Annotated in this window: 18 protein-coding genes; 9 read left to right on the top strand and 9 right to left on the bottom strand. The window is 49.1% G+C overall.

Annotated elements, in window-relative coordinates:
- Positions 1 to 5 precede the first annotated feature (5 nt).
- From AF331_RS18650 to AF331_RS18640, 3 genes are all read left to right on the top strand, one after another.
- On the top strand, positions 6 to 461 hold the full coding sequence (locus tag AF331_RS18650; RefSeq protein ID WP_048006457.1) for a hypothetical protein: 456 nt from the start codon (positions 6 to 8) through the stop codon (positions 459 to 461).
- A gap of 1,052 nt (positions 462 to 1,513) precedes the next feature.
- Positions 1,514 to 7,726 (top strand): SpaA isopeptide-forming pilin-related protein, encoded by a 6,213-nt coding sequence (locus AF331_RS18645; RefSeq protein WP_053429529.1) that lies wholly within the window; start codon positions 1,514 to 1,516, stop codon positions 7,724 to 7,726.
- A 23-nt stretch (positions 7,727 to 7,749) separates the two neighbouring features.
- A complete protein-coding gene (locus AF331_RS18640) occupies positions 7,750 to 8,331 on the top strand; it encodes a class D sortase (protein ID WP_048015917.1) in 582 nt (193 codons plus the stop codon).
- A gap of 214 nt (positions 8,332 to 8,545) precedes the next feature.
- Here the strand turns inward: AF331_RS18640 and AF331_RS18635 are convergent, their stop codons facing one another.
- Positions 8,546 to 9,121 (bottom strand): hypothetical protein, encoded by a 576-nt coding sequence (locus AF331_RS18635; RefSeq protein ID WP_152915703.1) that lies wholly within the window; start codon positions 9,119 to 9,121, stop codon positions 8,546 to 8,548.
- Positions 9,122 to 9,342: 221 nt separating this feature from the next.
- Here AF331_RS18635 and AF331_RS18630 point away from each other — a divergent pair, with 221 nt between their 5' ends.
- Positions 9,343 to 9,963 carry a hypothetical protein gene (locus tag AF331_RS18630; RefSeq protein WP_048006464.1) on the top strand — a complete coding sequence of 207 codons (621 nt, stop codon included), beginning with the start codon at positions 9,343 to 9,345 and terminating at the stop codon, positions 9,961 to 9,963.
- A 161-nt stretch (positions 9,964 to 10,124) separates the two neighbouring features.
- On the opposite strand, the gene AF331_RS18625 is transcribed toward AF331_RS18630, so the two are convergent.
- From AF331_RS18625 to AF331_RS18615, 3 genes are all read right to left on the bottom strand, one after another.
- Positions 10,125 to 10,370 (bottom strand): hypothetical protein, encoded by a 246-nt coding sequence (locus tag AF331_RS18625; RefSeq protein WP_048006465.1) that lies wholly within the window; start codon positions 10,368 to 10,370, stop codon positions 10,125 to 10,127.
- A gap of 200 nt (positions 10,371 to 10,570) precedes the next feature.
- Positions 10,571 to 10,756 (bottom strand): hypothetical protein, encoded by a 186-nt coding sequence (locus AF331_RS18620; RefSeq protein ID WP_048006466.1) that lies wholly within the window; start codon positions 10,754 to 10,756, stop codon positions 10,571 to 10,573.
- A 78-nt stretch (positions 10,757 to 10,834) separates the two neighbouring features.
- Complete coding sequence (locus AF331_RS18615) at positions 10,835 to 11,704, bottom strand: alpha/beta fold hydrolase (protein WP_235576439.1); 870 nt, start codon at positions 11,702 to 11,704, stop codon at positions 10,835 to 10,837.
- 437 nt (positions 11,705 to 12,141) lie between these two features.
- Between AF331_RS18615 and AF331_RS18610 the strand changes: the two genes are divergently transcribed.
- Positions 12,142 to 12,549 carry a hypothetical protein gene (locus AF331_RS18610; protein ID WP_053072492.1) on the top strand — a complete coding sequence of 136 codons (408 nt, stop codon included), beginning with the start codon at positions 12,142 to 12,144 and terminating at the stop codon, positions 12,547 to 12,549.
- 102 nt (positions 12,550 to 12,651) lie between these two features.
- Here the strand turns inward: AF331_RS18610 and AF331_RS18605 are convergent, their stop codons facing one another.
- The 5 genes from AF331_RS18605 to AF331_RS22680 all read right to left on the bottom strand — a co-directional run bounded on the left by AF331_RS18605 (position 12,652) and on the right by AF331_RS22680 (position 17,423).
- Entirely contained in the window at positions 12,652 to 12,969 is a 318-nt protein-coding gene (locus AF331_RS18605; protein ID WP_053429527.1) for an AtuA-related protein, read from the bottom strand.
- A complete protein-coding gene (locus AF331_RS18600) occupies positions 12,951 to 14,282 on the bottom strand; it encodes an acyclic terpene utilization AtuA family protein (RefSeq protein ID WP_053429526.1) in 1,332 nt (443 codons plus the stop codon). The genes AF331_RS18605 and AF331_RS18600 overlap by 19 nt, the downstream gene beginning before the upstream one ends.
- A 17-nt stretch (positions 14,283 to 14,299) precedes the next feature.
- Positions 14,300 to 15,595: a CitMHS family transporter gene (locus AF331_RS18595; RefSeq protein ID WP_053429525.1), complete on the bottom strand. Its 1,296-nt coding sequence runs from the start codon at positions 15,593 to 15,595 to the stop codon at positions 14,300 to 14,302.
- Positions 15,596 to 15,820: 225 nt separating this feature from the next.
- A complete protein-coding gene (locus tag AF331_RS18590; protein WP_082347051.1) occupies positions 15,821 to 17,179 on the bottom strand; it encodes a sigma-54 interaction domain-containing protein in 1,359 nt (452 codons plus the stop codon).
- A gap of 73 nt (positions 17,180 to 17,252) precedes the next feature.
- The gene (locus AF331_RS22680; RefSeq protein ID WP_162490473.1) at positions 17,253 to 17,423 is read right to left on the bottom strand and encodes a hypothetical protein; all 171 of its coding nucleotides are present in this window, start codon (positions 17,421 to 17,423) and stop codon (positions 17,253 to 17,255) included.
- A 224-nt stretch (positions 17,424 to 17,647) separates the two neighbouring features.
- Here AF331_RS22680 and AF331_RS18585 point away from each other — a divergent pair, with 224 nt between their 5' ends.
- The 4 genes from AF331_RS18585 (at position 17,648) to pnuC (ending at position 20,878) form a co-directional block, all read left to right on the top strand.
- The gene (locus AF331_RS18585) at positions 17,648 to 18,295 is read left to right on the top strand and encodes an SDR family oxidoreductase (RefSeq protein ID WP_053429523.1); all 648 of its coding nucleotides are present in this window, start codon (positions 17,648 to 17,650) and stop codon (positions 18,293 to 18,295) included.
- A gap of 544 nt (positions 18,296 to 18,839) precedes the next feature.
- Entirely contained in the window at positions 18,840 to 19,616 is a 777-nt protein-coding gene (locus AF331_RS18580) for an NUDIX domain-containing protein (protein WP_053429522.1), read from the top strand.
- Between the two features lie 18 nt (positions 19,617 to 19,634).
- Positions 19,635 to 20,186, top strand: a complete 552-nt coding sequence (locus AF331_RS18575; protein WP_053429521.1) for a cysteine hydrolase family protein — start codon at positions 19,635 to 19,637, stop codon at positions 20,184 to 20,186.
- Positions 20,183 to 20,878 carry a nicotinamide riboside transporter PnuC gene (gene pnuC, locus AF331_RS18570; RefSeq protein WP_053429520.1) on the top strand — a complete coding sequence of 232 codons (696 nt, stop codon included), beginning with the start codon at positions 20,183 to 20,185 and terminating at the stop codon, positions 20,876 to 20,878. Before AF331_RS18575 ends, pnuC begins: the two co-directional genes overlap by 4 nt.
- Position 20,879: the final 1 nt, after the last annotated feature.

Below are 20,879 nucleotides of genomic sequence, written 5' to 3'. Positions count from 1 at the left end.
GGTGAATGAATAATCTCGATTGGTATTTGTTGGAACACAGTTATTTAATGGACATCCAAGTAAACCCAGTTAGTGGTATACTTACATTATGTATTGATGCAAAAATGACCTATGACCACCCTAATATCCATGAGAATACAAAAACTGAAGAAGGTTTTATGGAAATACAAATAATCTTTAAAGGTGTACAATATCTAAGAATGCTAAATAGTTCATTATTGTTTGAGAATCCTAATGATGATATTGGTAGTATAGAGTTATTTAGCATTAAAGACATAGATACAGTAAGAAGGCTCTCAAATTTAGAAATTAATAATAACCAAGAATCTTTTTTCGACTTATCAGATGGAAACGCAGCTAGAGTATTATTAAAGAACGAAAGGTTGAAGTATCTCAACTTTCTCTCTGAATTTGTTTCTTTTGAACTCGGATTTGAGGAATTATCAATTATAGAGAAATAACAAAAGTTCATTTATTGACTGTTAGAAACTTGGAATAGGGAGAATTGCATTTGGTTCCTTACCTCTTCCGAATCCTTCTACTTAGGCGTAATCTTTGTATTACTACTCGTATGCTATTTAACCATGGCTTTCAGTAAGTAAGCGTTGTTTCACGTAAGGGCATTCATACCGATTATCGGGTTATTTCTTCTGTTAATAGCGTCGGTCTTTTTGATGGAGCCAGATTGGATTAAAGAGATGAAGTAGAGAAATAACTTTACCATTTTAATTACGAAGAGAGCTAAACAAAAAAGCGTTCCGAAGAATGATTGTCATTCTTCGGAACGCTTTTTTTATCGGAGACTGACTCTTGCCACACCTAGTGTAAAGGTCTGAGGATCATTTTGTTAACTTCTATGCTGGAAGGCTCTTCAAACGTAATGGCACACGTGATGCTTTTTGCTTCGATGAACCCCCTTCTAGAACTCATTGATTCCTTAAATAGAGCAATACCCCATCTTCAGAATTAAAACCATTTCCTCCTATTATCAAATTCTTCTGTGTGAGTATTTTTTCCTCGGTTTCTTTCCCTCATTTCACCATGCTTAATTCCCATGTAAATACCAAGCAAAAGAAAGAACAAACAACATTGACAATACGGATAACCGGATGGTAACCTCTAGTTAATTCTTTATAAAGAACAAAATGAGGTGATTTATGTTCTTTTTATCGTATTTTGTCGGGTGATTCGTCTGTATTTGTTGATTGTTTAGGAGTTTTGAGAGCTTTTGTTGAGTCCATTGACTTGTTTTTGAAGGCGTTTATAAGATGGATGTTGATGATTTTTGGATGGTGGGTTCCTGATGTGCGTACAGATCACTCGCTTGGATCATATTGCCGCTTTCCCGTCTGCTTTCGGAAAAGCGGTCAGCACGAATACATATTCCTGAAGAACCATGCTCTGATCAAACCTATTTTTCTACTCGTTTGAATGCTCATCCGCTCAGGTGATGTCCACGTCACGTCCAGGTCGTTGGCTAGGAAGGCAAATTACAGAATAAAGGATGGGGAAGATGAAAAGAAGCTTATCCGTTTCACTGATTGTCATGCTCATACTCCAGACATTGGCTACAGGAATCTTTTCACCGAGAGCGCAGGCACAAGGAACAGCAGAGGATCTCTTTCAGACGGTCGAATACGTGACCGATGAGGGAGAAACCGTACAGAACGATGGCTCACAGAACATTACCAGCATGAACGTCCAGTGGACCCTGGAGGGATCTACGGTTACAGCCGATCAACCTTATCACAAGGAAATCCCGGAACCTCTTAAGGTGGAAGTGGCTCAGGAAGGGGAGCTTCTTGCAGGTGATGAGGCCATCGGTCGATATACGGCTGATGGGGAAGGGCTGAAGGTGGTCTTCAATGAAGCAGCAGCCGAGCATCCTGAAGCGAATGGGAAGATCTCCATTTCCGTTGTGAGTGAGGTAGAGGAAGTGGAACCTCCTGCGGAAGAAGAAACGGAAGCCCCTGTGAACGAGGAAGTGAAGGAGCCTGAAGCGGAGGCCCCTGCCGAAGAGGATGCGGTGAAGGAGGAGACGGTGGAGGACGAGACCGCTGAAGCCGATGCACCGGCCAAAGAGGAAGTGAAAGAAGAGGACCCAAAAGAAAAGAAAGAAGAAGTGAAGAAAAGCGCGGCCGTGGATGGGATCATCACAGAAAACATCCTCACCAAAGCGACCCTTTCCTTCGAAGACCGCCAAGGCAATCCACAGGATAAGCCGACCGTCGACTCTCTTGTGTCGGTAAAGTACGAATGGGCCCTGAAGAATGGTCATGGCTATAAGGGTGGGGACATGTTCAAGTTCAACATGCCACCGGAGCTGAAGATCTATGATGAAATCGTCCGTTCCGAAATGCGGTTCAACGATGAGATTGTCGGCTACTTCTCTGTGAACAAGCAGGGAGAAGCAACCGTCGAATTCACGGACTTCATCGAGCAGTTCTCCAATATCAAAGGAACGCTGGAAGTATGGACCGAGCTTGATAAAGAGACGATCGTGACGGAAGACAAGACGATCGTCATCACGCCCATCGAGGGTCAGGAATCCATTACGATCGAAATCGACTATCCATCAAAAGGCGCTGATGTGAGCAAAAAAGGCGAGCCGAATCGCGCCTATAATGCCGAATCGATCAAATGGACGGTCGATTTTAATAAGAATCTTGGAGATTTGAAGAATGCAAGACTCGAAGATCCGATCCAGGAGGGTCAGGAGCTGAAGGAAGGCTCGATCAAGCTCTATCATCTGGAGACGAAGCTGAACGGAGAAACGACCCTGGGATCAGAAGTATCACCGGGTGACTATACGATCGGGAAGACGGCAGGCGGGCAGGATTTCGCCATTGACTTCAATGATGATATCCATCTTGCCTACCGCCTCGTATACGAAACAAATGTGACGGATGAAGATCAAACCGACTTCAAGAATAAGGCGACCTTGACCTCCGATGGCGGGGAGAAATCGGCAGAAGCCACGGTGAAGGTCCAGAGGGGGCAGCCGCTTCAGAAGCGTGTCGTCGGATATGATGCAGCCAAGCAGCTCATCACGTGGGAAGTCCGGTATAACTATAACCAAAAGAACATCGCCCAAAAGGATGCCGTCCTCGAAGATTTCTTCAATGGATCACAGGAATTGCTCAAGGACACCCTGACGGTCAATGAAATCACGATCAATGAGAACGGAAATGAAGCAGGAAGCACCCCGTTCACGAACTACGACGTGGTGGACAAATCCGATGGGAACCGAAATGGGTTCACCCTTCAATTCAACCAGGATATCGATGCAGCCTACAAGATCACCTATCAAACGAAAGCCATCGACCGCGTCTATGAAAATGAAAACATCGTCAATGAAGTGACGACGGGTGAAATCAGGAAGGATGCAGGCCAGACGATCGGCCAGCAGATCCTATTCAAGCACCACGGCTCACCGAATTACAAAGACAAAACGATCCCATGGACGATCAACTTCAACCTGGATGAGCAACTCATGAAGAATGTCGTCCTCAAGGATGATTTCACGAATAAAGGTCTCACGTTCAAACGGGATACATTGAAGATAGAGACGAAAGGAAACACCCTCGTCGAAGGGACGGACTATACCCTAGAAGAAGTGGAGGATGGCTTCGAAATCGTCTTCCTGAAGGATATCAGCACCGCACACCGCATCACCTATACGACCGCATTCGATTACGAAAAGAGAGAGGATGTAGGGAAAAAGTATCTGGAGAACAAAGCCGAGCTCTTCTGGAAGGATGAGCAGGGGAAAGACCGGACATTGGAGGCCATCTCCCGGTTCACCCCGGATTCCTATACCCAGTTCAACGGCTTCAAGAACGGGTCCTATAATGCCGTCGATAAGCTCCTGACTTGGAATGTCGGCGTGAACTATAACCTGAAGCAGCTCGATCAGCTCCGCGTGGTCGACTACATGCAGGGGAATCAGAAGCTCGTGGAGGATTCCATCGCAGTGTACCGGATGGATCTCACGGGTGGAGGCAACGGCACGAAGGACGGTGAACGAGTGCCGGCGAGCGAATATACCGTCAAGATGATCGATAACGACAAGGGGGAGCAAGGCTTCGAGATCATCTTCAAAAACCCGGTCGACTCTCCATACAAGATCACCTACAAGACCAGTGTGAAGGATGTTGGCCTCGTCCAGGCATCCTATAAGAATACAGCCACGGTCTACAATGGAGAGAAGAAGGAAACGGATCTCAATGCCTCCGTTTCGATTCCGAACGGAGACACGTATACAGCCAAGTCCGGCAAGCAGAACGGCAAGGTCATCGACTGGAAGATCAACATCAACTTCGGTCAGTCCACCGTTCAAAAAGCAAGGATCCTTGATACACCGACTCCGAATCAGATGCTGATCAAGGACTCCTTCAAGCTTTACTCTACGACCGTGGAACCGAACGGGAACGTGAAGAAGAAGGAGGAACTGACAGAAGGAAAGGATTACGTCCTGACGCTCAAGGAGGACCCGGATTCCTTCACAATCGATTTTAAGGAAGAGGTATCCACCCCTTACATCCTCGAGTATCAATCACTCATCCTGGAGAAGGTCGGTGGGAAAGTCAGCAACACCGTCGACTTCAAAGGTGAAAATGCCAAGGAAGATGTGAAGAAAGGCGAAGCATCGATCATCGTGCAGCGGACCGGAGGAAAAGGGGACGGAAGCGGGGAAGTCGGTGGCCTTAAGGTGAAGAAGGTTGACAAAGAGACCGGGGATATGTTGAAAGGCGCGACCTTTTCCCTTAAAGATCCGGTTAGCGGCGTCACCATCGCCACTGCCACCTCGGATGAAGACGGGATCGCCACATTCAACCGACTGCTCTATGGCGACTATACCCTCATGGAAGAATCAGCTCCGGACGGCTATCTGAAGGGCTTCGAGTCCAAGGAAGTGACCATTGATCAGCCGTACGACCCGAAAGATGATGCCAAGCCTGGCAATACCATCACCGTGGATAACACCAAGATCAAGCAGCAGGTGGAATTGACCAAGATCGATGAAGAAACGAAGTCCGTCCTCCCAGGCGCTGTCTTCGATCTGAAGAACAGCAAAGGCGAAGTGGTCAGCTCCGACCTGAAAACGGATGAATCCGGTAAGATCGTCGTGAAGGATCTTGAACCGGGTACCTACACATTCGTTGAGACACAGGCGCCTGACGGATACAAAGGATCAGGCAAAGAATATGAGGTCACCATCAAGAAGGACCAAACCGAATCCACCACCATCACCGTGACCAATGACATCATCAGAGGCGGCGTCGAGCTGACGAAGGTGAGTGAAGATGGAACCACACTCAAGGATGCCGTCTTCAAGCTCGTCGGGGTGGACGTGGATGAGCGCAGAGACAACCTGACAACCGACGAGGATGGAAAGCTGGTCATCACTGACCTGAGACCGGGAAGCTACGAACTGATTGAGACACAGGCACCAAAGGGGCATGATCTGAAAAGTGAGCCGCTCACATTCGAGATCGTCAAAGGCCAAACGGAGCACCTGAAGCTGACGTTTGAAAATGACCAGACGACGGGATCTGTCCGGATCCTCAAAGTAGGAGAAGAAGGGAAGAAGCTTGAGGGCGTCACCTTCGACCTTCAAAAAGAAAATGGAGAAGAGCTCCGTAAAGGACTCACCACGGATGCAAACGGAATCCTGCTCGTGGAAAATTTGAAGCCGGGCAATTACAAGCTCGTGGAGAAGCAGACGCTGGATGGGTATCTCGTGGGCAAAGATCCCGTTCATCCGTTCACCATCGAGCTTGGACAGGAAAAAACGCTTGAAATCACCATCACCAACGATCTGAAACGCGGGGCGGTTGAACTCACCAAGCTGGGTGAGGACAAAGAAAAGCTCGCGGATGCCGTCTTCAAGCTCCTTGATGCCGATGGCGAGGAAGTGAAGACCGACCTGAAGACCGATGAGTCCGGTACCATCACCGTGACCGATCTGCTGCCGGGTACGTATTCCTTCGTGGAAACCGCAGCACCTAAGGGGCATGTACTCGACGAAACCCCTCTGACCTTTGCAATTCCATTCGATCCGAAGGAGCCGGTGAAGATCACCAAGGAAAATGAGCGTTCCACAAGCTCTGTGGTCCTGGAGAAAATGGGAGAAGACGACAAGCTGCTTGAGGGTGTCACCTTCGACCTTGTCCGCGAGAACGGTGAACCGGTCCAAGGCGGAACAGGATTGAAGACCAATGCCGAAGGAAAGATTCAATTCGATGGTCTGAAACCAGGAAAGTATCAGTTCATCGAGACGTCAAGCATCGATGGCTATGTTCTCGGAACCGGCCCGATATCATTCGAGATCAAGCTTGGACAGGAAACGGCAACCAAAGTGAAAGTCATCAATGAGCTGAAGACCGGCTCGGTCCAGTTGCAAAAAGTCGGGGAAGAGAAAGAAGCATTGGAAGGAGCGGAATTCACACTCCGAAATAAAGAAACAGGCGAAGAATGGAAGGGGTTGACCACGGATGAAGACGGCACTATCACCGTCGACAACCTGAAGCCTGGTCACTACCAATTCATCGAAACCAAGGCTCCGTTCGGCCACGTACTTGACGACACACCGGTGGACGTGGAAGTGGTCTTCGACCCGGATCAAGAACTCCCTGCCACGGTCACCATGGAAAACGAACGTGCCACGGGATCCGTCATCCTGACGAAAAAAGGGGAAGAAGGCAACACCCTTGAAGGCGTGAAGTTCGATCTGTGGAGAACGGACGGGACTTTGATCGCAGAGAATCTGACCACCGATGAGAATGGCGTGCTCAAAGTCGATGACTTGAAGCCGGGCAGCTATCAATTCGTGGAAACGGAAACGCTCGCAGGCTATGACCTCCCATCTGAGCCGATCCCATTTGAGATCGAGCTTGGCCAAGAGACCGCACTGAACGTGGAGGTCATCAATGACCTGACAACAGGCTCCGTCCTCCTGACGAAGATCGATGAGGAAGGCTACCTCCTTGAGGGCGCCCTGTTCGACCTGACTGATGGGGAAGGAAACGTCTTGGCAACGGATCTCGAGACGGATGAAGAGGGTGAACTCTTCATCGACGGACTGAAGCCGGGCAACTACCAGCTGATCGAGACACAGGCACCGTACGGATATGAGCTCGATGACGAACCGATTCCATTCGAAATCGTGAAGGGTCAGCAAGAAACCCTTGAGATTGTCTTCGAAAATCTCATGATCCTTGGAAACCTGAAAATCTTGAAAGTCGACAGTCAAACCGATCGCAAGCTCCAAGGAGCGGAGTTCGACATACTCGATGAAAACGGAGAAATCCTCCTGTCCGTCGCCACGGATGAAGAGGGAGAAGCCTATATAGAAGGACTGGTGCCAGGCACCTATAGCCTCGTGGAAACCAAAGCACCGGACGGCTATGTCGCATCGGATGAGCCGATTCCATTCACCGTGGAAGTAGGGCAAGAAGGCGTGATCACCATCGTGGTCAAAAACGATGCCAAAGAAAAACCGCCAGAAGAACCGGAAAAACCGACAACACCGACCAAGCCATCCGGCCCATCCGAACCTGCAAGTGGAACGCCGATGGACTCAACCCCATCCGGTACACCGAAAAACACCCTGCCGTACACCGGTGAAGAGTGGATGCGCTACCTCATGTACGCAGGTCTCTTGTTCATCTCGGCAGGAACGATCGTCATCACGGCCAGAAGGAAACGCGGAATCGAAGAGTGATCTGACTAGTGGAGGATGAGCCCATGAAGAAAAAAACAAAGGCAGGACTGTCCCTTGTACTGATCGGACTCATCCTGCTCTCCATCCCATTCGTGTATGAATGGCAAAAGGATAAAGAAGCAGCTGCTCTGGAAGAGGCCCTTTCCCTTATCGAACGGGCAGAAGGAGAACCGGTCGATCTCTCAAGCGTCCGGAACTTATCGGTGTCAGAGGATCAGCTGAAGGATGTCCTGGAACTCGAAATCCCGGCCATCGACCTGAAGGAAAAGGTCCTGCCCGAACCGACCCAGGAAAACCTCAGCATCGCCCTGACCCAGATCAAATCGGACCAAACCCCCGGCAAAGGCAACTTCACCATCGCCGGGCACAGGGGGTACAGGGGAGACCGTCACTTCCGCCAGCTTCCTGAAGTCGAAGCCGGCGAAAAGGTCCTCCTCCACCAGGGCAGCACCACATACGAATACATCATCGACAGCACCACCATCATCGATCCAACCGACACCCACGTCCTGGACGATCAACCAAACAAAAACCAAATCACCCTCGTCACCTGCACCCTCGACGGCACCCAACGGATTATTCTGACGGGTACTTTGGTTGGGTGATGAGGGAAAGGTAAGTAATTAAAGCTCCCTGTATAAGGGAGCTTTTTTGAGGAGTAAAACCGTGACATAGTGGAACAAGGAAAAGGTGCCTTTCTTTGCAGCTCCATAATTGCAATTTATTTGACCACAGAACATTTTTTAGGGTGTGATGATCCAGTAGTGCCTAAACTTTTATTAACAAAAAAAGACCTCCGCTAGATTGGTAGGTCTTCACTCATTTCTTTTGTCTGACAGGCAGGGGGGCGGACTGCCCGATCAAGGTGGGAACAGTGATTTCTTTTTCCTCCTCAGAGGAAGGGGGGAGAGCACTGATCCGCATGTTGATGGCTTCCTCGATGGTGTCAGCCTGCTCGAGATACAAAAAGTCCTTCAGGACGGAAATTTCTTCAGAGTACTGCAGCTCGGGCGGAAGGGGGAGCAGGTCGGCTGCCTGGGAGAAATAGGTGTTGATGGTTTCCTGCGCCGACAGGACGGCTGCTTCATTGGCCCTTGAGATCTTCAGGCCGTTATAGATCGTCGGAATGATGACGATGGTGAAGGTGATGAACGGATATGAGCTGAGGGCGATGTCCATTGTATGGAAGAATCTCGCATGAAGGGAAGTCCAGAGCATATCCAGCATAGGCAATAAAACGAAATAAAACAGTGACAGGATGCCGATAGTCCACAGTAGCAAGAACAGAATCCCGGTCATGCGCCGCCTCTTTATAATAATCGCCTCGCAGTCCTCAACTTCCTTCAGGAGGTACTCGACTTCCTCCAGCCTTTCAAGTGCTTCTTCCCGGTTCACGAACATCCCCTCCTTTAAAAACGAACAGAGTAATTAGTATCCTTTCCCCGGTCCTTATATAGATGAAACCTTCCCTTCCATCTTTTTGAAGGGTATTTTGGGATATATAGGATGAAGTGAAACGCTGAAATCATCCCAAAGTCCCTATTTACAAACCTATCCAGAATCTCTAGAATGGTCAATGTGTGTAAAATGCAACCAAAAATAGGGAGTGAAGGAATATGAAGAAATTAGCGGTGGGCATGCTTGTTCTCGCTCTATTGTTGGCAGGGTGCTCGTCATCTGACAGCAGCGGGAAAGCAGATACAAAGAAAGATGAAAAGGAAGAAAAAGTAGTGAAAAAGGGTCTTTTGAACGTGGAGATTACATTACCGGCTGAGTTCACAGAAGGTCAAGATGTTGATGATATGATTAAGCAGGCGAAGGAAGAAGGCGTGAAGGAAGTCAAAAAGAACGATGATGGCTCCCTGACGTACGTGATGTCCAAAGCCGATCATAAAAAGATGATGAAAGAAATGGCAAAGGGTATGGAAGAGTCGATTGATGAAGCAAAGGACGGTTTCGAGTCGATCGAGGATATCACTTACAATAAGGACTTCACTAAATTCACCATGGTCGTAACGGATGAGGAATCCTACAAAAACAGCATGGATGCATTTGCATCCATCACAGTAGGAATGACTGGGATGATGTATCAGGTATTCGACGGTAAGGACCGTGACAAGATCAAGATCAAAGTAGCCGTTGAGGATAAATCGACAGGCAAGCAGTTTGATGAAATCATTTATCCGGATGCAATGGATGATTTAAAAGAAGAAGCTGAAGCGGGTACTGCGGAATAAATAAAGTAGTGCTTAAAAAGTGCCCTGTAGGAAAGACGTGAAAAGTCTTCCTACAGGGCACTTTTTGTTTTATGCCGTTCAACACCTATACACTTTTTAATCAGGTGAATTCCAACAAAAAGGCCACCGCATACGCATTGCGGTGACCCAGTCGAGATGGATTAATGCCCAAAAATCCGTGTGTTGTAATTACTCGCTGCAACGGCTCCCCAGATCATACACACGATGTGTGTGAAGAAGAGGCCGATACCGAATGTCAGGAATCCGACTACGAATTCGATGGCAATCATGATGAGGGCTCCTGCTACTGTGGAGTAGAGCATTCCCAGGGATCCAAAGAAGAAGGTGAGGACGAGGGATAGGCCGACGCTTTTACGCGGGACGGCAACGACTGTGCGTTCACTCATATGAGATGGCTCCTTTCTTGGTGCATACAGATTTTTATAGATATGTATAATGGCATGATAAAATACCTATCTATTATCTAACAGCATTCTGGGTATTATTTCAAGAGGGATGGCAAAAAAGTTCAGTTGGAGGCAATAGATTGCTATGCTTATTGAAGCAAATGAAATAAAACGACGATGCAGGCACCGCCGTTTCATGTTTATAGTTTGATCTTGGGAGCAAGGGGCTGAAGGGAACATCCGGTCGTGACGCCTAAGGCGATGCCCATGACGATCCGTAGGACCATATCATCGAATATGGGGGCAAATACAACAAGGCCGATGGTCATACCGATGACCATGCCAGCTACGTAGAGCAGGACTTGGTTCAGTCTTTGTTTATCCAAGAGGTGACTCCTTCCCGTCGTTTGAATCATACGTCAATTGTAACGTATTTCCAAATCAGTGACAACAGCCCTTTGGATTCAGTCTTTCTTCAGGAAAGCCCTCATATACGCATTTACTTCTTCAGGCTTCTCGTGCTGCGGCGCATGTCCGACGCCTTCGAAGCGGTGGATGGTGAGGTCGCTCACATAGTCATCGATCCCATCGAGATTACTGTTTTCAAAGGCGGAATCGGCATCTCCCCATAGAATGAGCGTCGGTGCGTTGAACATGTCATATTTCAGTTCAAGAGGCTTTTGCACATGCTCTTCGAACGGGAAGAAGGAGATGGCACGGTAGTAATGAAGCATGGATTTCATGGCTTCGGGCTGTGTCCAGGCTCCCACGTATCTGTCTTCGTCGGCTTCGGTCAGATAGTCTTTTTTCTTCCCTGGCTCCGTCATCATCTTCCGGAGACGTTCGGCGTCATTCGCCAGCAGGATCTCATGGGAATCATCCTGTTGGAAGAAGCCCATGTAGCTGCTCGCTTCACGCTGTGCCGGATTGTTGGCAAGTTCCCGGCGGAATGTGTACGGGTGGGGCGCATCGAACATGATCAGGTTCTTCACGTACTCAGGATACGTGTAGGCGAATGTCCAGGCAATGGCACCGCCCCAGTCATGGGCCACAAGGGTGCATTCTTTTTCTCCGAACGCCTCGATCAGCTGTTTCACATCTTCGACGAGGGTGGACATGGCATACGAATCGATGCCTTCGGGCTTGTCAGACAGATTGTACCCGCGCATATCCACCGCCACGACGCGGTAGTCCTCCGAGAACTCCTCGAGCTGATGATGCCAGTTGTACCAGAAGTAGGGGAACCCGTGGAGGAACAGCATGAGCTCTCCTTCGCCTTCTGTTACATAGTGCAGATTGACATCATTCACGTTTACATAACCTTCTTTGAACATTCCAATCATCCTCTCAATCGTGTTAGCAGAGAGAAAGATTACGCCTCTTCACTAAGGATATCAACCAACACGCATTACACTTTACCGAATCGGTAGGGAAGTCCTGTGGAACTTGAAAGAGTTGGGAGGAGAATGGGAATAAATCCGAAAGCATAATGTATTAGGAACTGACGATAAGTTGGAGGAGTTCCAGATTTTCAACGAGGACCCATAAGAATTCAACAAAGAGTAGTATGACGAAAAAATGTTCTAAGAATTTCCTCCTAGGGATTAAGTAGCTACCGACCTGGGTAAAGATATGAGAAACTTACATAATTAGGGATTAATGGCCAGGAACTGTATGGTATCAAGTCTCGTAAAACAACTAGAAGGAGTAGAAGAATGGAAAATGTAAAAATGAAGTGGAATGGAATAACAAGACGGAGAGGTGAAGTGAAATGAAGAGATTACCAGAGTTTCTGTTGGGATTGATCGGAGGGCTTATCGGGATCTGTATGTCCTTCTTTGGATTAATCGTGGGGTGGGCCTTCTTCGATGAGGGAGACCCCGATGCAGGCATGTTCACCGTTTTATTGACAATCGGTTTCCTACTGGTTCAAATAGCTGGGCTCGTAGTCGGTTGCCTTGCCAATCGCATGAACAATAAAGTATTCGGTGGAATCATGATCGGTATCGGTGTTCTCTCCTTTCCGGCTTCGATCTTCACCATGTTGATTCCGGCCGGACTGTATATCGCCGCCGGTGCCGTCGCATTCCGTGAAATCAAACCGAAGGAAGATGAAACCACCATCCCGTTTGAAAACGAAAAGAGAGTGGCTTTTGATAAGGAGAATGAATTGATGTAAAGACCGCCTTATGCGAAAGCTCCACGATGAGACGAAACCTTCGTGGGAAATCGTCATGCATGTAAAAGGACCTCACCTGTGATGGGTGAGGTCCTTGTTGTTTCAAGGTCGCTCAATCTCCATTTCCAAGACGGCGCTGCTGATGCTCTTTCCATGCGTATCGAGGGCAATGGATGTTGTCACACCTCCGAGCAGGGCCTGTTCGCATACAAAGTTCAATGCTTTGATAGTGGGTAGTTCGTACCGTGTAATCGATCCTTTCACGATGTGCCGCAGATGTTCAGTAAAACGTTCAACCGTTGCCTCAGCTTTAAGTAAATCGTAATCTTCTTCCTTATAGGGAATGAGGGAGAAGTTCAGCGTATTTCCTTTATCCCCTGTGCGGCTGTGTGCCACTTCGATCAGTTTGATTGTTGCCATGAGGATTCCTCCAGTAGCTCAGAATGAGACGTGATCAGGGAGCGGTCCATGAAGGTGGAGACCACTCCGATCACTTCTTCGACCCGCTTGCGTACACCGCCGCCACCGGCTGGACCGTTTGTATAAAGCGCTTCGACTTCATGACCTATCCTGACAGCCTCTTTTCGTGATGGACATAGGGAAGCCACGCGTAGTCGGACCTCATATGGACGAAAGCCTTCATGTTCACCATGATGGAGAGAAGTCGACCCGATCAAGTCGATTTTGACTTCGTCACCCATCCCGCCCAGCCGTTTCTCGAGGATGTCAGCGGCCAGTTGTCCCCGTTCAGTGGCAGTGGAACCTGCATAGGAGATTTCCCCTTCCCCGAGATAGCCGGCATGGTAGCCGAGGGACACCTTTAATGTATCCGGGCGTTTTCGCCCCGTCGCTCCTTGGACCTTGACGGTATCGGGTCCGACTTCTTCAATGATGACCGTGCTGAAGTCCGCCACGCAATCAGGCGTGAAGTAGCTTGTCGGATCATGTACCTCATATAGGAGCTGCTCCTTCACGGTCATGGCGTTTACCACTCCCCCTGTACCCCGCAATTTGGTCAGGATGGCCGTACCATCTTCCTTGACGGAAGCGATGGGGAAGCCGAGATTGTCGAGGTGATCGACGGGTTTATACAATGGATCCGCAAAATACCCTCCCGTCACCTGTCCGGCACATTCCAACAAGTGTCCGACCAGGGTCCCCTGACCTAGGAGCTGGTAATTGGTTTGATCCCATTGGTAGTGATGGATCATGGGGGCGAGGAACAGGGAAGGATCCGCGACCCTGCCTGTCACAATGATGTCTGCTCCTGATTCCAGGGCTGGCAGGATGGCCTCTGCCCCAAGATAGGCGTTCGCGCTTATCAGAGGTGTGTATTCTTCAACAGGCTTTTGAGTTTCATGCACGATGACATGAGGATTTAGTTTGGACAGAACATCATCGCCAATGACGGCTGCTACCTTACAATCCAGCTCCATTTCCTCTGCTACCTCTTGAATCTTTCTGGCCGCTGCAGTAGGGTTGGCCGCACCCATATTGGTGATCAACCGCACGTTATGAGAGAGAAGGGAAGGGAGTAAAAGCCGAATTCTTTCTTCCAGATACTCATTGAATCCAAGATCAGGATTCATCCGTTTTTGTTGTTGCGAAAGGGCAATGGTCCGTTCCGCCAAGCCCTCCAGGATCAGATAGTCGATGTTTCCGTTCTCGACAAGGGCAAGGGCAGGCTCGATCCGATCACCTGCAAACCCGGTTCCAGCTCCGATTTTTAGCATAATGAACACTCCTTAATTTACGAGAATGAAAGGGCTCCGGTAATGAATGCGGCAATTGTCATCACGATGGTGGATCCGAATGCCCATAGGAAGATGAAACGCTGATGGTCCCCGAGCTCGACGCGGGCCAATCCGATGAGGAGGAATGTCGCTGCCGTAAGGGGGCTCAATGGGAAGCCTGTGGTCATCTGCCCCAAAATAGCGGCCCTGCCGATCACTTCAGGAGCAATCCCGTATGCGGCTGCCGTTTCACTTAAGACGGGCAGCACACCGAAGTAATACGCATCAGGGGTGAAGACCAGGCTCAGGGGCATGCTGGTAATGGCAACGAAAAGCGCCATAAAGGACCCGGTGCTTTCTGGTATGACACTCACCATGGCAGTCGCCATTGCTTCGATCATCCCCGATCCTGATAGGACGCCGGTGAAGATCCCGGCAGCGAAGATGATGGAGACGACAGAGACCATACCGTTCGCCTGTTCGGTGATACGCTCCTGCTGATCTTTCGGTTTAGGATAATTGATCAAGAGGGCGACGGCAAAGGCAACCATGAATATGACCGGAAGTGGTAGCCAAATTTTGATCAGGGCAACAATTGTGATGACCGTAATCAATAGATTGAGCCAGATAAGCTTCGGTCGACGGGTCGTTCGCTCCTCTTCACTCAGTTCAGAGTGGAAGTCGTAGTTGAATTCCTTGATACCAACCCGCTTGCGTTCTCTCTTCCCGATGATATAGCTGACGAACAAGACCCAAATCAGTCCAATTCCCATGGCAGGAAGAAGGGGGTTGAAGATCAACGACACATCGACCCCTAGGGAACTTGCAGCCCGTGCTGTCGGCCCTCCCCAAGGAACCATATTCATGACGCCACAGCTAAGTGCAGTGACCCCTGTAAGGACGAGTCGGCTCATACCAAGTCGATCATAGATCGGCAACAGAGCTGGGATTGTAATGAGGAAGGTTGAGGCCCCTGAACCATCCAGATGGGTGGCCATGGCAATGATGGCTGTCCCCATGACGATCTTGAGTGGATCGCCCTTGACCAGTTTCAGGACGTTCGAGATGAACGGGTCAAACAGTCCGGCCCGGTTCATGATTCCGAAGAACAGGATGGCGAACGCCAGCATGATGCCGGTTGGGGCCACACCCGAGATTCCTGCGAGAATCATTTCCCCAAGTTCCGAAATGGACGACGTGAACAGGCCGAACACAATGGGAACCAGTATGAGAGCGACGATGACCGATACTCTTTTAGAAAGGATCAGATAAAGAAACACCGCAATGGTTAAAAACCCGAGTAAAGCCAACATAGTATTCTCCTCCTAATAAAAGCGCTTACAACTATACATGCAACAATTGTGCCAAGACAAAAAGCGCATGAGAATAAGGGGTTCGGATAAGGGGATTTCTAAAAGGTTGGAATTTTATTAAGGCAAAAGGGGAGAAACCTGTTGGGGGGAGTGAATTCTAACATCTTGGAAATGTGTTTCTATAAAACTGGAAAACGCACAAACAGTCTGTTTATGCGCGAGCAGTCAGGTGATATTCAATTTTGATAGTTTGTTATAGAGGGAAGCAAGGGAAATACCGAGCTGTTTGGCGGCGGCTTTCTTACCGACCACAGAGGTACCGGTTTTATTTAAAACGCTTACAATCACTTCTCTCTCTGTGTCTCTTAAAACGTCTTCGAGTAGTCGAGGCCTGTCTGTTGGTCGGTAGCCTGTGGTTGGGCGGATGGTATCTGGAAGATGCTCCACCGATATGGTGCTTCCTTCACACATGCTGATGGCGTAGTGGACGGCATTCTTCAGTTCCCGTATATTCCCCGGCCACTCATATTGATGAAGTGTGCTCATTGCTTGTGGGGCTACCTGAATGTTAGTGTTCCCCTGCTCTTTAAGGAGTGATGTCAGGATGGCAGGAATATCGTCCTTACGCTTCCTGAGTGGTGGAATGGCCAGTTGGATGGTATTGATCCGATAGAATAAGTCTTCCCTGAATTTTTTGTTCGCGACCATACTGGGCAGGTCTTTATTTGTTGCAGCAATGATCCGTACATCGACCTTTTGTTCTTCAAGACCACCGATTTTACGGAACGTACCTTCTTGAAGTACCCGAAGCAGCTTAGATTGAAGGTCAACCGGCATATCTCCAATTTCATCCAAGAACAGCGTTCCTCCATGGGCAAGTTCGAACAGGCCGCTCTTTCCGTCTTCATTAGAAGAGGTGAAAGCCCCTTTTTCGTAACCGAACAGTTCACTCTCCAAAAGCGCACTTGGGATGGCTGCACAGTTCACTGGAACGAAGGGAGACGAGGATCGACTGCTGGTATGGTGGATGGATTGAGCCACAAGTTCTTTTCCTGTCCCGGATTCTCCAGTCAGCAGGATGCTCAGGTTAGTCGCGGCGGCTTTCTTTGCCCGTTCGATCATGTGGAGCAGGTCTTTGTTTTGTCCGATGATGTGTGAGAACGTGTAGGTGGACTGATGAATCCTTCCGAACGCCTGCTTCAACTGTTGTACCCTTTTCCGGCTTCGCTTTAATTCCTCAGAAAGCTGATAGACCTCCGGAATGCTCTTGCACACGGATACTGCCCCGACGACCTCATCATCCTTGATGATCGGAGCCATGTCCACTACATATTCCATGGATTTTTCTTTGCGAAAGACGCCTTCCCTGGCTCGTCCATCTTTTAAAACTTGAGGGAGCTTGGCACTGGGACGAACCTGTAACAATGGTTTCCCGATGATTTGATCTCGTTTGACTCCCGTTATCTGTGTATATTCTTCATTGATCAATTGAACGGTTCCACTCCGGTCAATGACCAGTATTCCGTCATGGATGGCTTCTATAACGCCTTCTAGCCAGTCCACCATCTGATTCTGTGAAAGCATGGAATCCCCCATTTATTTTTCTGATAATTTAAATTATATGGTATGTAAGGGGATTATACCACCGCTCATCCGTTTATTTCAGCTTGGCAGTGTCTCGCACTTTAATGGATACCACTTCCCCGCATCCGGCACAGATTGTGTAAATTTTTTCCGTTCCCACGCTCATTCTTTTATGAAGAGGTCGAAGATTGATGAAATCCGTTGCTTTGATGAATTCAGTTCCGTTGCATTCTTTGCATATCATGAACATCTCCTCCTTATACCAATCATACGACAATAGGAAGTATTTGGTTTCGTTTTGAGAGAAAGTGGAATCGTCCCTTTTACCTGTTTTTAGTAGGTTTCTATTTTCCAATGGCGTCACAGTGAGAAGAGAGGGACGGAAAGAGTCGTGACGTTTGATGGAGAAATAAAGGGGAATAGATAGGATATGAACATATTCAGTACAATACATTATGGAGGGATATCATGAACGTCTTAGTAATCGGAGCAAACGGACAAGTAGGAACCCAGGTGATCGAACAGCTGAAGGAGTCGGATCATCAATCCGTTGCCCTAGTGAGAAAAGAAGAGCAGATCAAAGATCTCGAATCAGCAGGTGCTGATAAAGTCGTACTGGGGGATCTTGAAGAAGATTTCTCCCATGCGTTTGATAATGTAGATGCCGTCGTCTTTGCAGCCGGATCAGGCGGAAGCACGGGCGCTGACAAAACGATGCTCATCGACCTGTGGGGTGCCGTCAAAGCAGTGAACTACGCAGAGAAACATGACGTCAAACACTTCGTCTTGCTGAGCGCGACCGACAGTCTGGACCCGGATTCAGAGAGCGACAAGATGAAACCCTACGCCGTTGCGAAGCATATGGCAGATGACTACCTGCAAAAATCATCACTTGCCTACACCACGGTCCATCCTGGTCCATTGAAAAACGATGAACCAACAGGGAAGGTCGACGTGAAGGCAGAGCTCACCGGTGACCCGGGAAGCTATGAGATTCCACGTGGAGACGTAGCGCGTGTCCTTGTAGGAGCGATCGGGAAAGACAATTTGAAGAAGAAATCCGTGTTCATTAAGAGCGGCGATCATTCTGTAGAGGATGCATTGAGCGGGATTTAATTGGATACATGTTTGACGGAAGCAGGGGATGAATTCCTCTGCTTTTTTTTGTTTGGTTTGGAGTTGGGGGAGGGAGATTTGGAGGGTAGGGAATCGCAAATAATCGAGGATGGTTGATGATAAACTTTTTAATTCATACGTATCATATTTTTTATACAAATAGGGGGATCGCAGAAAAATGAGTTCGCAAATAGAATTGGATTTTTCGCAGATAAATTTCAAAAACGCGCAAATAAATTTTTGATTTTCGCAAATAAATGAAGGGAATGGGGGTGGGGGAGGTACTGAGATGGCTTAAAGATGGTCGATTTCAATCAAAATGAGTTAGTTTTAAAGGATTTATGTGCTCTGGAGGCGGAATCAATGATGGGAACGCATGGTAAATGGCCCTCGTTTGCAAATACCCGTACCATTTCGCTAGAATACAAAAAATGTAACAAATAGAGTGCCAGCCTGCGAGCCCCGAAAAAAACACTTGCCAAATCCTCCCTCCACAGCGTACACTATTATTAATTAACAAATTGCAAATTAAAAGGAGCCTGTCATGAACCATACTACATCCTCACATACCAATCAGCCATCCTTCATCACTCCGGACGGGTACACAAGTGACATTGCGGTGTTCACCATCGACCTCCATTATCCGGAGGAACATAAGCCGCCGGTTCCGACGCTGAAGATCCTGCTCATCAAAAGGTCTGAGTTCAATCTTGAAGGAGAGCCGAATATCGAAGCCGGGAAGTGGGCGCTGCCAGGTGGTTTCGTCCGGCCGCAGGAGACGGCTGATGAAGCGGCGATCCGCGAACTGAAGGAGGAGGCGGGGGTCGATCGCATCCATCTGAAGCATTTTGCCGTGTACGATGCACCGGGTCGTGATCCCCGCGGGTGGATCCTCTCGAATGCATTCTATGCGATTGTAAAGGCCGGTTATCTGGCAGGCCGGACAGCCTCAGAAGACGCAGCGGAGGTGGAGCTGTTCACGTGGGAGGAAGCGCTGGAGCTGGATCTTGCGTTTGATCACCGTGACATGCTGAATGATGCCTTCCGGATGATCCAGGTGGAGATGCTGCAGACGACGGTGGCGAAAGAGTTTTTGCCCGAGGCATTCACGCTGTCTGAGCTGAGGAGCCTTCTTCTACTCATGACGGATGACCCGGGGATTGCCAATGTGTCGGCATTCAACCGCGATGCACCGAAGTATCCATTCCTGGAGCCTGTCACGGATAGGGAAGGAAATGTGAAGACCACAACTAGGACGGCGAAGCGGGCGACGCGGTTGTTCCGCTTCAGGGGAGAGGCGCCTGCACCATCAATCTATTAATCTTTAGGGGGAGAAACAATGAAGAGGGCATTGATTGTGATTGATTATACGGTGGATTTTGTAGCGGATGAAGGAAAGCTGACGTGCGGGGAGCCGGGGCAGGTGATCCAAGGAAAGATTGCCGGGCTGATGAGGGAATTTGCTGAAGCGGGCGACTATGTGGTCGTGGCAAATGACATCCACTTCGAAGGGGATGAGTTCCACCCCGAAACCAGACTGTTCCCGCCTCATAATATCGCGGGGACGGAAGGCCGGGAGCTATACGGAGCCGTCCGCACGGCGTATGACGATGTGAAAGCATCGGGCGCTTCGATCCTTGAATTCGATAAAACGAGATACAGTGCGTTCGGCGGAACGGAGCTCGATCTGCGCCTGAGGGAGCGCGGCATCCGGGAGATCCACCTTGTTGGTGTGTGTACGGACATCTGCGTCCTCCATACGGCAGTGGATGGTTACAACCTCGGGTACAGCATGGTCGTGCACAGGGAAGCTGTTGCTAGCTTCAATCAGGCCGGGCATGAATGGGCGCTGGAGCATTTCAAGAATACCCTGGGGGCTGATGTGAGATGAGTGTCTTCAAGGACTGGACGCTGTTTGAGAAGTGCTGGCTGGCGGTCTTTACGGTCATCAATCTGTATCTTTTCGTTGCCCTCGATGACACGTTCCTTGGACTGATCGTGTCCTTGACGGGGATGATGTGTGTGGTGCTGGTGGCGAAGGGCAAGATCGCCAATTACTATTTCGGGATCATCCAGACCGGACTGTATGCGTACATCGCGTACGGCTACGGGTTATATGGGGAGGTCATGCTGAACGGCCTGTTCTATTTCCCCCTCCAGTTTGTGGGGATCTATCTGTGGAGCCGACATACCGTGAAGAGTGATGCGCGTGGGGAGGATGTGGTCGTCCATTCCCTTAGTAAGGCCGGGTGGATGTGGACGATTGCGGGATTTGCCGTCGGTTTCACGGCTTATGCCCTCATCCTTCAGGAAATTGGCGGCCGCAATGTGTGGGTCGATTCTGCCACCACTGTGCTCTCGGTCATTGCGCAGCTCCTCATGTTGAAGCGGTTCACGGAGCAGTGGCTCGTCTGGATCATGGTGAACGTCCTCTCCATCGTCCTTTGGCTCACGACCCTGATGACACAGGGAGGCAATGACTTTGCCATGCTCGTGATGTGGAGTGCGTTCCTTGTGAACAGCGTCTACGGCTACATCAATTGGAGAAGGATCGGCAATCAGCAGGGAATGGAGGCAGCATGAT

It is taken from the genome of Rossellomorea marisflavi (assembly GCF_001274775.1).
GTDB classification, from domain to species: domain Bacteria; phylum Bacillota; class Bacilli; order Bacillales; family Bacillaceae_B; genus Rossellomorea; species Rossellomorea marisflavi.
Note: the sequence above shows the minus strand (reverse complement) of the source record. Positions and strands in the feature narration are given on the sequence as shown.

Coding starts and splice junctions, on each gene's coding strand:
- AF331_RS18640 (WP_048015917.1), top strand. CDS start 7,750: ATGAAGAAAAAAACAAAGGCAGGACTGTCCCTTGTACTGATCGGACTC.
- AF331_RS18600 (WP_053429526.1), bottom strand. CDS start 14,282: ATGCTAAAAATCGGAGCTGGAACCGGGTTTGCAGGTGATCGGATCGAG.
- AF331_RS18615 (WP_235576439.1), bottom strand. CDS start 11,704: ATGTTCAAAGAAGGTTATGTAAACGTGAATGATGTCAATCTGCACTAT.
- AF331_RS18580 (WP_053429522.1), top strand. CDS start 18,840: ATGAACCATACTACATCCTCACATACCAATCAGCCATCCTTCATCACT.
- AF331_RS18630 (WP_048006464.1), top strand. CDS start 9,343: ATGAAGAAATTAGCGGTGGGCATGCTTGTTCTCGCTCTATTGTTGGCA.
- AF331_RS18595 (WP_053429525.1), bottom strand. CDS start 15,595: ATGTTGGCTTTACTCGGGTTTTTAACCATTGCGGTGTTTCTTTATCTG.
- AF331_RS18610 (WP_053072492.1), top strand. CDS start 12,142: ATGAAGAGATTACCAGAGTTTCTGTTGGGATTGATCGGAGGGCTTATC.
- AF331_RS18590 (WP_082347051.1), bottom strand. CDS start 17,179: ATGCTTTCACAGAATCAGATGGTGGACTGGCTAGAAGGCGTTATAGAA.
- pnuC (WP_053429520.1), top strand. CDS start 20,183: ATGAGTGTCTTCAAGGACTGGACGCTGTTTGAGAAGTGCTGGCTGGCG.
- AF331_RS18650 (WP_048006457.1), top strand. CDS start 6: ATGAATAATCTCGATTGGTATTTGTTGGAACACAGTTATTTAATGGAC.
- AF331_RS18605 (WP_053429527.1), bottom strand. CDS start 12,969: ATGGCAACAATCAAACTGATCGAAGTGGCACACAGCCGCACAGGGGAT.
- AF331_RS18625 (WP_048006465.1), bottom strand. CDS start 10,370: ATGAGTGAACGCACAGTCGTTGCCGTCCCGCGTAAAAGCGTCGGCCTA.
- AF331_RS18575 (WP_053429521.1), top strand. CDS start 19,635: ATGAAGAGGGCATTGATTGTGATTGATTATACGGTGGATTTTGTAGCG.
- AF331_RS18645 (WP_053429529.1), top strand. CDS start 1,514: ATGAAAAGAAGCTTATCCGTTTCACTGATTGTCATGCTCATACTCCAG.
- AF331_RS18585 (WP_053429523.1), top strand. CDS start 17,648: ATGAACGTCTTAGTAATCGGAGCAAACGGACAAGTAGGAACCCAGGTG.
- AF331_RS22680 (WP_162490473.1), bottom strand. CDS start 17,423: ATGATATGCAAAGAATGCAACGGAACTGAATTCATCAAAGCAACGGAT.